The 13,972-nt window shown below is 71.5% G+C and carries 14 protein-coding genes; 1 reads left to right on the top strand and 13 read right to left on the bottom strand.

Going from position 1 to position 13,972, the window contains the following annotated elements; all coding sequences use genetic code 11:
• Nucleotides 1-225 precede the first annotated feature (225 nt).
• The 12 genes from ssuE to NE236_RS24215 form a co-directional block, all read right to left on the bottom strand.
• Nucleotides 226-783, bottom strand: a complete 558-nt coding sequence (gene ssuE, locus NE236_RS24270) for an NADPH-dependent FMN reductase (protein WP_252844412.1) — start codon at nt 781-783, stop codon at nt 226-228.
• A 44-nt stretch (nt 784-827) separates the two neighbouring features.
• Nucleotides 828-1,703, bottom strand: a complete 876-nt coding sequence (locus NE236_RS24265; RefSeq protein ID WP_252844411.1) for an alpha/beta hydrolase — start codon at nt 1,701-1,703, stop codon at nt 828-830.
• 21 nt (nt 1,704-1,724) lie between these two features.
• A complete protein-coding gene (locus NE236_RS24260) occupies nt 1,725-2,789 on the bottom strand; it encodes an LLM class flavin-dependent oxidoreductase (protein ID WP_252844410.1) in 1,065 nt (354 codons plus the stop codon).
• Nucleotides 2,790-2,805: 16 nt separating this feature from the next.
• Nucleotides 2,806-3,882 carry an LLM class flavin-dependent oxidoreductase gene (locus NE236_RS24255; protein ID WP_252844409.1) on the bottom strand — a complete coding sequence of 359 codons (1,077 nt, stop codon included), beginning with the start codon at nt 3,880-3,882 and terminating at the stop codon, nt 2,806-2,808.
• Nucleotides 3,879-4,871 carry an ABC transporter ATP-binding protein gene (locus NE236_RS24250; protein WP_252844408.1) on the bottom strand — a complete coding sequence of 331 codons (993 nt, stop codon included), beginning with the start codon at nt 4,869-4,871 and terminating at the stop codon, nt 3,879-3,881. The genes NE236_RS24255 and NE236_RS24250 overlap by 4 nt, the downstream gene beginning before the upstream one ends.
• Nucleotides 4,868-5,875, bottom strand: coding sequence for an ABC transporter ATP-binding protein (locus tag NE236_RS24245; protein WP_252844407.1), 1,008 nt, complete (start codon nt 5,873-5,875; stop codon nt 4,868-4,870). Before NE236_RS24245 ends, NE236_RS24250 begins: the two co-directional genes overlap by 4 nt.
• Nucleotides 5,853-6,740, bottom strand: coding sequence for an ABC transporter permease (locus tag NE236_RS24240; RefSeq protein WP_252844406.1), 888 nt, complete (start codon nt 6,738-6,740; stop codon nt 5,853-5,855). Before NE236_RS24240 ends, NE236_RS24245 begins: the two co-directional genes overlap by 23 nt.
• Nucleotides 6,741-6,742: 2 nt before the next feature.
• Entirely contained in the window at nt 6,743-7,750 is a 1,008-nt protein-coding gene (locus NE236_RS24235; RefSeq protein WP_252844405.1) for an ABC transporter permease, read from the bottom strand.
• A 22-nt stretch (nt 7,751-7,772) separates the two neighbouring features.
• Nucleotides 7,773-9,311 carry an ABC transporter substrate-binding protein gene (locus tag NE236_RS24230; protein ID WP_252844404.1) on the bottom strand — a complete coding sequence of 513 codons (1,539 nt, stop codon included), beginning with the start codon at nt 9,309-9,311 and terminating at the stop codon, nt 7,773-7,775.
• A 387-nt stretch (nt 9,312-9,698) separates the two neighbouring features.
• The gene (locus NE236_RS24225; protein ID WP_252844403.1) at nt 9,699-10,586 is read right to left on the bottom strand and encodes a DsbA family oxidoreductase; all 888 of its coding nucleotides are present in this window, start codon (nt 10,584-10,586) and stop codon (nt 9,699-9,701) included.
• Nucleotides 10,583-11,005: a cupin domain-containing protein gene (locus NE236_RS24220; protein ID WP_252844402.1), complete on the bottom strand. Its 423-nt coding sequence runs from the start codon at nt 11,003-11,005 to the stop codon at nt 10,583-10,585. The genes NE236_RS24225 and NE236_RS24220 overlap by 4 nt, the downstream gene beginning before the upstream one ends.
• A 31-nt stretch (nt 11,006-11,036) precedes the next feature.
• Nucleotides 11,037-11,486, bottom strand: a complete 450-nt coding sequence (locus NE236_RS24215; RefSeq protein ID WP_252844401.1) for an RrF2 family transcriptional regulator — start codon at nt 11,484-11,486, stop codon at nt 11,037-11,039.
• A 233-nt stretch (nt 11,487-11,719) separates the two neighbouring features.
• Here NE236_RS24215 and NE236_RS24210 point away from each other — a divergent pair, with 233 nt between their 5' ends.
• Nucleotides 11,720-12,742 (top strand): LLM class flavin-dependent oxidoreductase, encoded by a 1,023-nt coding sequence (locus NE236_RS24210; protein ID WP_252844400.1) that lies wholly within the window; start codon nt 11,720-11,722, stop codon nt 12,740-12,742.
• A gap of 70 nt (nt 12,743-12,812) precedes the next feature.
• Here the strand turns inward: NE236_RS24210 and NE236_RS24205 are convergent, their stop codons facing one another.
• Entirely contained in the window at nt 12,813-13,655 is an 843-nt protein-coding gene (locus NE236_RS24205; RefSeq protein WP_252844399.1) for a polysaccharide lyase family 7 protein, read from the bottom strand.
• Nucleotides 13,656-13,972 lie beyond the last annotated feature (317 nt).

Genomic DNA, 13,972 nt, shown 5'->3' with positions numbered 1-13,972 from the left:
TCCCGCCGGTCAATCAAGGTCCTCCACGAGCGCCAGAACGAGTGGCGTCCCGCTGGCAGCACGCTGTCTTGATCACCGCTGCCAGCCGCGTCAGGCGTCCGAACGGTAACCACAACAACACGACTGCGGCCCCGCAGACGACCAGGACGGTGAGCCGGCCGGCGCGCGGTACCGCCGGGTCTTCGCGGCGCGCTGCAGGGCGTCCCAAGCCGTACGCGGACGGTTCTACACAGCGCTGGCGGGTGCGAGAGACGTACGGGTGATGACGGTGGAGAACTGGGTGATCAGAGGGGTGAGCGCCTCCTCGGTGCTGGGCTCGATGGTCGTCGTGCCGTCCTCGTGGAGCGTGATGTGGCGGTCCAGTACGAACCAGCCCTGGACGATGTGGCCCGCGCCCATCGAGGACAGAACCGGGCGCAGCGCGTAGTCGATGGCCAGGACGTGTGCCGTGGTTCCGCCCGTGGCCAGCGGCAGGATCGTCTTGCCCGCCAGGGCGAACTGCGGGAGCAGGTCCAGCAAGGACTTCAGCAGACCCGAATAGGCGGCCTTGTAGACGGGTGTGCCGATGACGACGCCGTCGGCGCGTTCGAACAGTTCGGTGGCCGCGACGATGGCCGGGTGGCCGAAGTCGGTGCCGAGCAGGGCCTCGCCGGGCAGGGTACGGACGTCCAGGGTGGTGACCTCGTGACCGTCCGCGGTGAGCCGTTCCGCCACGTGGCCGAGGAGCCGGGCGGTACGTGAGGTCGCGGACGGGCTTCCGGAGACGGACAGGATGCTGGCCATGGTGATCTCGCCTCGCGTTCGGGAGGGTGGAACGGGACTCTGTCTCAGCTGGGGTTCTCGACGACCACGACGGGGGCGCGGTCCGGTCCGGAGCGCAGGCGTTCCAGCCACTGCACGATGTGCGCGGCGACGCTGCGGTGGTTGATGTCGTTGAAGACGTCGTGCCGTCCCCCGCGCACGATGGCCAGCTCGGCTCCCGGCAATCGGGCGGCGACCGAGCGGGCTATCGCCGGCGCGGTGGCCGGGTCGGTGTCGCCGTGCAGGAGGAGTACGGGCAGGTCGATCCGCTCCAGCGGAAGCTCCGCGGACAGCAGCGCGGTCGGCAGGGGTTCGGACAGCGCGCCGCGGACGAACCGAGTGTCGTCGGTCAGCCGTCGCCGGTGCGTGGGGCAGGCGGTACGCGCTTCGAGCTCGTCGTCCCACGAGAGCGGGGAGGGCGTACCCGGGTCGGCGAGGCCGGCGATGATGACGCCGGCCGGCGCGCGGCCCGGCCCCGCGGCCAGGGCGAGGGCCTGGAGGGCGCCGGTGTCGGAGCCGGCCAGGACGAGAGGGTCGGTCGCGGGCGTCTCGGCCACCAGCCGGGCGAGGACGTCGAGGTCGTCGCCGGGCGTGCTGTCGGCGGCGTGTACGGCGTAGCGGTCGGCGGAGAGCCGCCGACCCAGCCGCTCGTACACGCCACCGTGCTCGCCCCGGCCGGGCAACAGCACGACGGTGCCGCGTTGGTGCAGCTCCGGCGCTGGAAGCCAGGTACGTACGGCCGGCAGGGTGACGGGTTCGGTCATGGTCGGTTCCTCAGCTGTCAGGGGCGACACGGGCGAGTTGGGGAAGGACCCGTCGCGGTCGTGTTCGTCGGCGCGGGCGGCCAGCGTCGCGGTGACGTCGGCCAGCCGTGGGGGCGCGTACAAGGACGTGGTGGTCACCAGCGTGTCCTGTTCATTCGATCAGACCAGCGCCGCGTCGTTCGCGCGCAGCAGCGGAACCAGGTGGCGTCCCCAGTCGACGACGTCCTCCAGCGGGTCGAAACCGCGGATGAGGATCGTGTCGATGCCGGCCCGGCGGTACCCGTCCAGCGCCTCCGCGACCTGCTCGGGCGTGCCGACCAGCGCCGTGGAGTTGCCGCCGGGGCCGGTCAGCGCGGTGATGCCGTACCAGAGCCGCTCGTCGTGGCGTTCGCTCTCGGCCGCCTGCTCCTGCAGCCGGGCCGAGCCCACCGAGGTCGACATGCGGAACGCGTTGCCCTCGCCGGTCCGAGCGGCGGTGAGCGCGCGGATCCGCTCGGCCCGCTCCCACGCCGCGTCCTCGGTGTCGGCGATGATCGGCCGGAGCGACAGGCTGAACCGGAGCGTACGGCCGTGCGCGGCGGCGGCCTCGCGCAGCGCGGCGATCCGCTCGGCGATCCGCTGCCGCGGCTCGCCCCACAGCATGTAGACGTCGGCGTGCCGGGTACCGACCTCGATCGCAGCGGGCGAGGCGCCACCGAAGTACAGCGGGATGCCCTCGGGCGTGACCGGTTTGACCGTGCTGAAGGCGCCCTCCACCCGATAGAACTCGCCGCTGTGGTCGAACGGCCGGTCCGACTCCCACACGCGCCGCAGCAGGCCCATGAACTCGGCTGTCCGCGCGTACCGCCGGTCGTGGTCCGCGAAGTCGCCGTCGCGTTTCTGGTCGGCCTCGTCGCCGCCGGTGATGTGGTGGATGCCGACCCGGCCGCCGCCGGTCAGGTGGTCGAGCGTGGCGAGCTTGCGGGCGACGAGGGTCGGGGCGACGAAGCCGGGCCGGTGCGCGATCAGCACCTTGAGCCGCGTCGTGGCGTTCAGGACGTGCGCGGCGACGGCGAACCCGTCCGGGCCGGTCGCGCCGTACCCGATGAGGACCCGGTCGAAGCCGGCGGCCTCGTGCGCCTGGGCGAACCTCGTCAGGTAGTCCGCGTCGATGGTTCCGTAGTGGTCGCCGTGGGTCTCGGACGCGTCCCGCGTCCCGACCATGCCGAGAAGTTCGAAGGTCATCTCTGCTGCCGTTTCTCTAGGAGGGCGCGCCGGTCAGGGCCCGCTCGCGGACCAGGCGGACGAGGTTCCCGTAGTCGGTGGCGTCGGCGAGCGGGGTGAACCCGCGGATGAGCAGGGTGCTCACGCCGAGGTCGACGTAGTCGAGCAGAGACTCGGCGACCTGCTCGTAGCTGCCGACCAGCGCCGTGGAGTTCCCGGCGGCCCCGGTCTCCTTGGCGATCGCGGTCCACAGCCGCTTGTCGTGCACCTCGGCCTGGTCGGCGAAGTCCAGCAGCCGCTTGCTGCCCTGCTGTGCGGAGCCATCGATGTTGAAGACCTTCTTCAGCTCCCCGACCCGTTCCTTGGTGAGCCGGAGGATGTCGCGAGCCCGCTCCCACGCCTCGGCCTCGGTCGCGGCCGGGATCGGCCGCAGGCTGACACTGAACCGCGGGTCGCGCCCGTACGGGGCGGCCGCGGCGCGTACCTCGGCGATGCGTTCGGCGATGCCGGCCAGCGGCTCACCCCAGAACGCGTACACGTCGGCGTGCTTGCCCCCGACGCGTACGGCGTCCGCGGAGGCGCCACCGAAGTAGACCGGCACCCGGCCGTCCGGGCGTACCGGGGTGAACCCGCCGCGTACCCGGTAGAACTCCCCGTCGTAGTCGAACGGCCGGGTGGACTCCCACTCCAGGCGCAGCACGTCGAGGAACTCGTCCGTACGCCGGTAGCGCGTCGGCTTGTCGGTGATGTCGCCGTCCCGTGCCTGGTCCGCGTCGTCGCCGCCGGTGATCACGTGCAGCGCGACCCGTCCCGGGTGGAACGCGTCGAGCGTGGCGAACTTGCGGGCCGCCAGCGTGGGCGCCACGAAGCCGGGCCGGTGCGCCAGCAGCACGCCGAGCCGGTCGGTCCCGGTGAGCACCTGGTCGGCAACGATGAACCCGTCCGGGCTGGCCGACGAGTGCGCGACCAGCACCCGGTCGAACCCCGCCTCCTCGTGCGCCTTGGCGAGTGCCCGCAGGTACTCGGCGTTCACCACCGGGCCGTCGGCCGCTTTCTCGATCTCGGTCTCGGTGTGCGCCTGGGTGGCGGCGATGCCGATGAACTCGATGCTCATGTCAGTGCTCCTCTTGTCCGCCCGACCAGGTCGGGCCAGGTGTCGGCGTGGTGGCAGGCCACGGCCCGGCCACCCGCCCGTGATTCGCGCCGCGGCTCGACGGCGCACTCGGCGGTGGCGAACGGGCACATCGGGGCGTACCGGCATCCGTCACCGTGCGGCCACGGCTCCCGGTCCGGGGCCGGGCGCAGGCTCGCGGCGGGCCGGCCGAGCGGACGTTCGCCGATGCTCGGGGCCGAGGCGACCAGCAGCGCGGTGTACGGGTGGGCAGGGTCACCGAACACCTCGCCGACCGGGCCCTGCTCCACGAGCCGCCCGCCGAACAGCACCGCGACCCGGTCCACCGCCCCGGCCAGCGACGTCAGATCATGGGAGATCATCACAATCGCGACGCCGAGCTCGCGGCGCAGCCGGTCCAGCAGCACCAGGACCCGGTTGCGGCTGGAGGCGTCCAGGGCGCTGACCGGCTCGTCGCACAGCAGCAGCTTCGGGCGTACCGCGATGGCACGGGCCAGAGCGACCCGCTGCCGCTGCCCGCCGGAGATCTGCCCGGGCCTGCGGGACGCGAGCGCGGGGTCGAGGCCGACGCGGGTCAGCGCCTCGTCCACGCGTTCGGCCTGCTCGGACCGTGTGAGGCCGCCGGCGACGGTCAGCCCCTCGGCGACGATCGCCGCCACGGTCAGGTCCGGGTCGAGGGAACGCAGCGGATCCTGGAAGACCAGCTGGATCCCCCCGGCCCGGCGGAACGCCCGCAGCCGCCGCCCCCGCAGCGCCGTCACCTCCGTGCCGTCGAAGGTGACCCGCCCCGCCTCCGCCGGGACGAGGCCGACCACGGCGCGTACCAGCGTCGTCTTGCCCGAGCCGGTCTCCCCGACCACGCCGACGATCTCCCCGGGCCGTACGCTCAGGCTCACGTCGGACAGCACCCGGCCTGACGGGCGGCCGTACGAGACTGCGAGCCCCTCGACGTCCAGCAGGCTTTCGCTCATGGCTGCTCCCCGACGCGAACACACCGGGCCGCGCGACCGTCGCCTGTCGTCCGCAGCGCCACCGGCCGGGCCGTGCAGCGGTCCTCGGCGTACGGGCACCGGTCGGCGAAGCGGCAGCCGGGCAGCTCCGCGCCGGTCGGCGGCGGCCGGCCGGGCAGCACCTCCACCGAGCCGGGCGCCGCGACCCGCAGCAGCGCCTCGGTGTACGGGTGGGCGGGCGACCGCAGCACCTGCTCGGTCGGGCCCGACTCCACGAGCTCCCCGGCGTAGAACACGAGCACCCGGTCGCACGTCTCGGCGACCACGGCGAGGTCGTGCGTGACCAGCAGCAGCGACAGGCCGCGCTCTGCCCGCAGTCGCGCGAGCAGATCCAGCACCTCGGCCTGGACCACCACGTCCAGTGCGGTCGTCGCCTCGTCGGCGATGAGCAGGTCCGGCTCGCCGCCGATCGCGATCGCGATGAGAACCCGCTGCAGCATGCCGCCGGACAGCTCGTCCGGGTACCGGTGATAGACCCTGGACGGGTCGCGCAGGCCGACCGCGTCGAGCAACTCGACGGCCCGCGTACGAGCCTGGTCCTTCGGCAGCCCGGCGGCCACCCGGAGCGACTCGGTGAGCTGGCGGCCCACCGTGATCGACGGATTCAGGTACGACGCGGGGTCCTGGAAGACCGCGCCGAGCGCACGGCCGCGTACGCCGTCCCACTCGCGGCGGGTCAGCGCGGTCAGCTCGACGCCGGCCAGGTCGACGGTCCCCGCGCTGACCGCGCAGCCCTTCGGCAGCACGCCCAGGATCGACCGGCAGGTCAGCGTCTTGCCGCTCCCGGACTCGCCGACCAGACCCACGGACTCGCCGCGGTGGACGGTGAAGGAGACGTCGCGGACGGCCTCGGCGGTGCCGCCGCCGACCGTGACGTGCAGGCCGCCGACGCGGAGCAGCGGGGTGGCCGGTGCGGCGGCGGGCCGGGGCTCGGCACGGGTCTCAGCGGACGGCGACGGCGGCATCGGACACCTCCTGGGCGGAGCCGGGCTGGGGCGGCGAGGCGTCCACGACGAGCAGGTCGGCGCTGTCGCTGATCGCGTCGGCGATGGCGTTCAGCGCACCCACCGTGATCATGATCGTGATGGCGGGAATGAGCGGGGCCCACGGCTGCTGGGCCAAAAAGCCCAGGTCGTCGGCCAGCATGCCGCCCCACGTCGGCGCCGGTGGCTGCACCCCGATGCCCAGGAAGCTCAGTGACTGCACGGCGAGCAGGCACTCGGCGCTCGCCTGCGCCGCGGTGACCGCGATGGTCGGCAGGATCTTGCTCCACAGATGGGTGCGCAGGATCCAGAGCCGGGTCGCGCCGAAGAGCTCGGCCGCCTCGACGTACTGGGCGCGGAGCAGGGCGAGCGAGGCGGCCCGGCTCACCCGGAAGAAGATCGGGGAGTAGAGCAGCCCGATGGCGAGCATCGCCTGGGTCAGGCCGTTGCCGAGCACACCGACCACGGCGACCACGAACACGACGTACGGCAGGGTCTGCAGCGAGTCGACGAACCGCAGCGACGCCCATTCGTACCCCCGGCCCAGCCAGAGCGAGCCGATGCCCAGGACGATCCCGACCAGCAGCGCCGTGCCGACGGCCTCCAGGGTCGCGACGATGGACGAGGAGGTGCCGGCGACGAGCCGGCTGAGCACGTCCCGGCCGAGGCCGTCGGTCCCGAGGAGGTGGCCGGCGCTCGGGCCGGACAGCACGTGAGCCGAGTCCTGGGCCAGCGGGTCGAGGGGCGCGAGCCAGTGGCCGAACACCGCGGCCACCGCCACGACGACCAGAACGACGGCCGACAGCCGGGCCGACGGCAGCCGCAGAGCGCGGCGGAGAGTACGCACGGCTACCTCCTCGCCTGCGGGGTGAACCGGGCGAGCAGCGCGCCGAGGACCAGGTTGCACACCAGTACGGTGGTCACGGTCACCAGCAGCGTCCCCTGGATCACCGGGATGTCGTGCCGCTCCGCCGACTGGAGCGTCAGCAGCGCGACGCCCGGCAGGTTGAAGATCCGCTCGGTGGGCACCGAGCCGCTGAGCAGCGCGGGCACGCCCACGGTGAGGATGCCCAGCGCCGGTCCCATGGCGTTGCGCAGCGCGTGCCGCAGCAGCACCCGCCGCTGCGACAGGCCGCGCACGGTCGCCCCGACGACGTAGTTCTCCCGCAGCGTGGCGACCAGCGAGGTCCGCAGCTGCCGGGCGATGTGAGCCGCCAGGGTGAGGCTCAGCGCGAAGGACGGCATGAGCAGGCACCGGAACCACTGGACCGGGTCGGTGCCGAAGCTCACGTATCCGCCGGCCGGCAGGATCCGCAGGGTCGCGGAGAACACCACGATCAAGACGATGCCGATGACGAACCCGGGGATGGTGCTGAGGGCGGAGCAGACCGCGGTGACCGAGCGGTCCAGCCGCCCACCGCCGTTCAGCGCCGCCGCGATCCCGGCCGTGCCGCCGATCAGCACGGCGAACAGCGCGGCCAGGCCGGTGATGCCGAGGTCCACCGGCAGCGCCTGGCGGACGCTGGCGGCGACCGGGATGGAGGTGAAGTAGGAGGTGCCGAGGTCGCCGGTGAAGGCGTGGCCCAGCCAGGTCGCGTACTGCACGAGCAGCGGCCGGTCCAGCCCGAACTGGTGGTTCATACGGGTGATGTCCGCCGGGGTGGCGGTCTCGCCGAGCACGGCCGCGGCCGGGTTGGTCTTCGACAGCGCCCCGAGCGCGTACGTGCCGAACGAGGTGATGAGGAAGACCGTGGCCGTGGTGACCAGCATCCGCAGCACCCTGCGGGCCCAGCCGGACAGCCGCCAGGTCTCGGCGACCGCGGCGCCGGGCCGTGGCACCGCGACGACGGCGCTCATCGGGTGCTCCGATCCGGGGCGTTCACGTGAGCGTGACCCCCTCGAAGCGCTGGACGACGGTGTCCTTCGGCAGCGGCGACACCGACGTGGTGTGCGCCAGGATCCGCGGCGTGGTGAACAGGAAGACGTTCGGCATCGTGCGCACGGCGGCGGCGGTCGCGGCCTGCACCACCTGCGGGTACTTCGGGTCGTCCAGCGGCGTCTGGACGATCTTCTGGACCGCCGCGTTCAGCTCCGGTGGCGTGGTGCGGCCCGGGTTCATCAGGCCCTCGGCGCCGAACAGCACCTGGAACGTCTGCGCGGTCGAGTCGCGGCCGGCGAACCCGTCCACGGCCAGCGCCTTGGAATGCTGGATGTAGAAGGTCTGCGTGGCCTCGGCCTGCGGGATCGTCTCGATCGTCGGCTTGAACCCCACCGCCTGGAGCTGGGCCTGGAGCTGCTGCGGGAGGTTACCGGTAGCCGAGGCGGTGATGGTGACCGGTGCTCCGATGCCGTACTTGGACTTGGCGAGGAGCTGGCGTGCCTTGGCCGGGTCGTACGCGTAGATGCCCTCCAGCGCCGGGTCGTAGCCCACGTAGCCCTTGGGGAACGGCTGGTAGGAGACCTCGCCGATGCCGAACTGCTGGGTCTTCAGCAGCGCCGCGCGGTCCACCGCGAACTTCAGCGCCAGCGCCGCGTTGGGGTCGTCGAACGGCGGTTTGGTGATGTTGACGTCCAGCACCGCGACCACCAGGGACGGGATCACCTGGACCTCGAGCCCGGCGGCCTTGGCCGCGGCGACCTGGCTGCCCGGGATCTGGGCGACGTTGTAGCGGCCGGACTGCAGCCCGGCGATCACCGTGGCGGCGTCCGGCAGCGGGAAGAGCTGGAAGTTCGCCACCTTGATCGAGGCGGCGTCCCAGTAGTTCGGGTTGCGCTTGAGGGTCGCCTGAGAGTTCTCGACGTACGAGGTCAGGGTGTACGGGCCGGCACCGGCCGGCTTGGTGGCCAGTCCCGCGGCGTTGCTCTCGAACGCCGCGGGGTTGACCACCATGCCGGTCTTTCCGGCGAACAGGCTGGGGATCTGATAGTTGGGGGACCTGAGATCGATGACGACGGTCGTGGGGTCCGGGGCGCTGACGGTCTTGACGTCGGCGAGCTGCGCGGCGATCAGCGACTTCGGCGCGTCGCGTCCGCGTTCGATGCTCTTCTTCACCGCGGTCGCGTCGAGCGTCGTGCCGTCGCTGAACTTCAGGCCGGACCGCAGCTTGAACGTGACGCGGCTGCCCTTCTCGCTGTACGCCCACGACTCGGCGAGGGCCGGGACCGCGGTGCCCTGCGAGTCGTGCTTGGTGAGCCCGGCGTACACGAGTGAGAGGGCGTGCACGTCCCAGCCCGCCGACGACGTCACGGGGTCCCACGACGTGGGCAGGGCCCAGCCCCACTTGAGCGTGTCGGCCGAGGCCCCGCCTGAGCCCGCCGCGCCGCCGGCGCCGCAGGCGGCGAGCAGGAGCGACGAGCCGGTGGCGAGGCCGAGCCCCAGAAAGGAACGTCTGCTGGGTTCGGAGAGAGCGGTGTTCATGGGGGGTCGAGTCCACCTTTCGCGAACGGTCGGGGTACCGGAGGGACGGCGGGTCGGCGCGGCGATGTCCCGGGGACGGCGCGTGGCGGTCTCCGGAGGAGTCGTGAGACGAGGGGGATCTCCGCGGCGCTGGGGAGATCAGGAGAGAGGGAACGATCCGGCGTGAGGGACGGTCGCGCGGGAGGGAGCTCCACCGACGACGGTGGCTCCGGGGCCCGCGGCTACCAACACAGGGCGCTGGACGTACGCCGGTAGTCGACGAAGCGGCAGACCACGCCCGGATGCGTCGAAGTCATACCTATATGGTCGCCTTGGTAGTAAATCCTGTCAATAGCCACCTAGATATGTCTTATATGCGACCAGCGCTCATACGCTCCGAGCCGATGGTCAGAGGCGGGAGACCGGGTGAGCGGCGGCCTCCGCCGGGTGCAGCCAGACGGGCCCGCCGGCGCCGTCGAACCGGACGCCGCCGGGCGGCGGACCGGCCGAGCCGGCCAGCAGCGCGAGCTCCGGCCCGGTCAGGCTGCGGTGGCGTTCGAGGAGCTCCGCCGGGGTACGCGGCGAGACCTCCAGGCGCAGCCCCGGCGCCACGCGCGCGGCGGCCTCGGCGTACTCGCCGAGCTCCCGCCAGCCCGGCACCACCGCCCGCCCGGCGGGGCCGCTGAACACCAGAGTGGGCAGGGCGAACCGATGCCGCCCACCGACCTCCTTCGCCGCGCCCGGATGCGGACCCGGCCCCTCGACTGTGAGCACCTCGGGGTACGGCTCCCGCGTCTCCGTCCAGTCGCGGCGGACCGCGGAACGCACGTCATCGGAGACGAGGTCGCGGGCGAGCCGGGCGTGGTCCAGGCCGGGCACTCCGGTCACCGCGTCGAGGACACTCTCCACGTCGTCGGCGGGCGCGCCCAGCAGGAAGCTCGTCTCGCGCAGCCGGCGCAGGACGAAGGCCGCGGTCTCGGCGCCCTGCGCCTCGGACGCCTTGGCCGCGAGCGAGGCCGGCCGGCTACTCCGCGCCACCCACCGCAGCCGCGAGGCGTACGGTGCTCCGGTGTGCGCGGCGATGCCGGTGGTGTACCGGTGGTACCAGGCGGCCTCCGCGTCGGGGTCGGGCGCCGGATCGTCGTCATCGTCGAACAGGATCCCGTAGACGCGGCGCCAGGCGGCCACGCCGTCCAGCGCGGCGCGAAGCCAGCGGAACTTCGGTTCCGAGCCCCACGCCCACGGGCACGCGGGGTCGGTGAACTCCACGACGGTCAGCGGGCCGCCCGCGGTCATGACCGGTCGACCGGCGACCACAGACTGGGCAGGTTCACCACGACGCCCTCCTGGCTGCTGCGCGAGATGACCACGACCGCCTCGGTGTCGCCGGGGTTCTCCTCGCGGTGCGGGGCGTACGGCGGGACGAAGACGAAGTCGCCGGGCTCGGTCTCCAGGCGTACCTCGGTGTCACCGTCGGCGAAGACGAACACCGGGTTGCCGGACACGACGTAGATCGAGGTCTCCGTGTCGCCGTGATGGTGGTCACCGGAGTTAGTGTCGGGCGCCACCAGGGTCTTGCCCGTCCAGAGCTTCGACGAGCCGACCGTCTTGCCGGAGATGGCCTCCAGCCGGGTCATGCCCATGGTCTGACCGGTGTCCCCGGTCAGCTGCGTACCGCGGATGTGCCGCAGCTCGCCGTGCCAGTCGTCCGCCATCAGGTGGCTCCCATCGGTGTTCGTCGTGCCGTCACGCACTGAGGGCCGCGTCGCGCAGCAACGACACGGCCGGCTCGGGCGGGTCGTCCGCCAGCAGGTCGGCCAGGCTCACGCCGGCCAGGATGTCCTCGAACCGTTTCCTTACCCCGGACCACAGCTCCGACAGCCGGGCGGCCGGGCCCGGGTAACTCCGGCCGCCGAGACTCTCGCCATGCACGGTCATCAGCTGGCCGTCGACCGCGGTGACGACGGCCGCCAGCGAGATCGAGGCCGCGTCGCGGCTCAGCCAGTACCCGCCCTCGCAGCCGCGCTGGCTGCGCACCAGCTCGGCCTGCCGCAGGTCGCGGAAGACCGCCTTGAGGAACCGGTGCGGGATGCCCTGGGACTGGGCGATGGCTTCACAGGTGAGTGGCCGGCCGGTGTCGGCGGCAAGCTCCAGGAGCGCCCGGATCGCGTAGTCCGCGCGGGCCGAGATTCGCATGGCGTCTTACGCTACCAAATTAGCCCCCTTTAGGTATCTATTGCCGTGAGGGCAGGCCGCCAGCCCAGCTCGGGGGCGACCAGCGTACGGACGTCGAGCAATACGCCACCTCCTGATCCCGTGCTCCATGAAGCTCTACGCATGGCGGCGGCGCAGCAGGCCGGTATCGACGTGCATGGAGTCACACGCGAGGCGCGGGAATCAAACGTGGCCGCCGCGCGCTGGGAGCTGCAGTGAAGAAGATTGGCTTTCTCTCCTTCGGGCACTGGACGCCGAGCCCGCAGTCGCAGACCCGGTCCGCCAGTGACTTCCTGCAGCAGTCCATCGACCTGGCGGTCGCGGCCGAGGAACTCGGCGTGGACGGGGCATACTTCCGGGTGCATCACTTCGCCCGCCAGGCGGGCAGCCCGTTCCCACTGCTCGCCGCGATCGGCGCGCGCACCTCGAAGATCGAGATCGGCACCGGCGTGATCGACATGCGCTACGAGAACCCGATGTACATGGCGGAGGAGGCCGGCGCGGCCGACCTCATCGCAGGCGGCAGGCTCCAGCTCGGCATCAGCCGTGGCTCCCCCGAGCAGGTGATCGACGGATGGCGTTACTTCGGCCATGCCCCCGCCGAGGGCGAGACGGACGCCGACATGGCCCGCCGACACGCGGAGACGTTCCTCACGGTGATCGAGGGCGAGGGCTTCGCGCGGCCGAACCCACGGCCGATGTTCCCCAACCCACCGGGGCTGCTGCGGCTCGAACCACACTCCGAGGGCCTGCGCGACCGCATCTGGTGGGGCTCCGGCTCGAACGCGACCGGCGTGTGGGCCGCGAAGCTCGGCATGAACCTACAAAGCTCCACGCTCAAGGACGATGAGACCGGTGAGCCACTGCACGTCCAGCAGCGCAAGCAGATTGAAGCATTCCGCGAGACGTGGCAGGAGGCCGGCCACCAGCGGGAGCCACGGGTGTCGGTGAGCCGCAGCATCTTCGCCCTCACGACCGACCTGGACCGCGCCTACTTCGGGCACGACCGCGACTCACGAGACCAGATCGGCATGATCGACGACACGACAAGAGCGATCTTCGGACGATCGTACGCCGCCGAGCCGGACGTGCTGATCGAGCAACTCGCCCAGGACGAGGCCATCCAGGCCGCCGACACCCTGCTGCTGACCGTCCCGAACCAGCTCGGAGTCGACTACAACGCCCACGTGCTGGAGAGCATCCTCACCCACGTGGCACCGGGACTCGGCTGGCGCTGAACGGGTAAGGCCCCTGGGTCCTCTGAGGACCCGTTGGCCTCATCGGGGGGAGAGGCCAACGGGTACGCGGTCAGCCGTGGGCCACGGTCAGGGCGTAGAACTTGACCTTCGCGCCGTTGCTGGTGCTGCTCGACGAGGACTGGTTGTAGTCGCCGGCCTTGAAGTACTGGTGGTACGCGTTGAAGCCCGAGGCGATCGAGTAACTCTTCGTGTTGCCGTTGACGGTGATCTGGATCTTGCCGCCGACGATCGCGATGACGTAGCTCCACTGGGTGCCGAGCGGCACATTGGTCAGGGTGTAGGTGTCCTGACCGCCGTCGGGTGACTTCTCGAGGCCGAGGACGACGTCGCCGTTGGAGTGGTAATAGAGCTCGAGCAGCGGCTTCGTCGACGAGCCGCCACTGCCGAGGTGGATTTGTCCGACGCAGACGTTCTTCGTCACCGAGACGATCCGCAAGGTCGCCGACAGCTTGTGAGTGCCGGACAGGGACCAGTCCGCGGCGCTGCCGTTGGCGTTCATCTCGCGCAGTTCGGAGCGGGCGTAGTTCGAGTTCGGCGTGGTGACTCCGGACTCGGGGTCCCAGAAGGTCATCGAGCCGTCGTTCTTGTCGGTCCAGAAGTACGCCGGGTTCGTGTACCCGCTCGCGCCCTTCAACTGCGACGGCGGGATCGTGGTCGGCGAACCGGGCGACCCGATCGGGAGCTGGAGTTCCCACACCGACAGGTTGAAGTTGCCGCCCGGTGCGACGGTCGGATCGAGGCTGGCGGCGCTCAGGGCGGTGACTGGGGCGGAGCCGGCAGCCACGGCGTCACCGGCGCCGATGGCGCCTGCGGCGATCACCATGGTGCCGCCTGCGGCTACCGCGAGGATCTTCCGGCGGGTACGGCGCGTTCGGTCGTTCTCTGCTGTCACGAACGTTCTCCTTCACGTGCTGGGGCACACGCGTCCTGGCGGGGGCGCGAACGTGGCCGTGCGGGCACAGTTCATGGATTCCTGGACCAAAGCGGGGGTCCCTCCCAGGCCATGACGTCACAGTAAGTACACGACCGGCAATTGTAAAGACACTTAACCATTGACGTTTGGCCCGCGTCCCCGGGGTCCTGTACCGCTCGAATATTGCGATCCGGCGGGACCCGGCCACCGCGCCGGGCCATCGGCACGCCCCGAACACCGCGAATCCATCAGCCGACCGCCAGAACACCGTTCTGACCGCTTAATGAAAGACGGCG

This window comes from Actinoallomurus purpureus, from assembly GCF_024055795.1.
Classification (GTDB): domain Bacteria; phylum Actinomycetota; class Actinomycetes; order Streptosporangiales; family Streptosporangiaceae; genus Actinoallomurus; species Actinoallomurus purpureus.
Note: the sequence above shows the minus strand (reverse complement) of the source record. Positions and strands in the feature narration are given on the sequence as shown.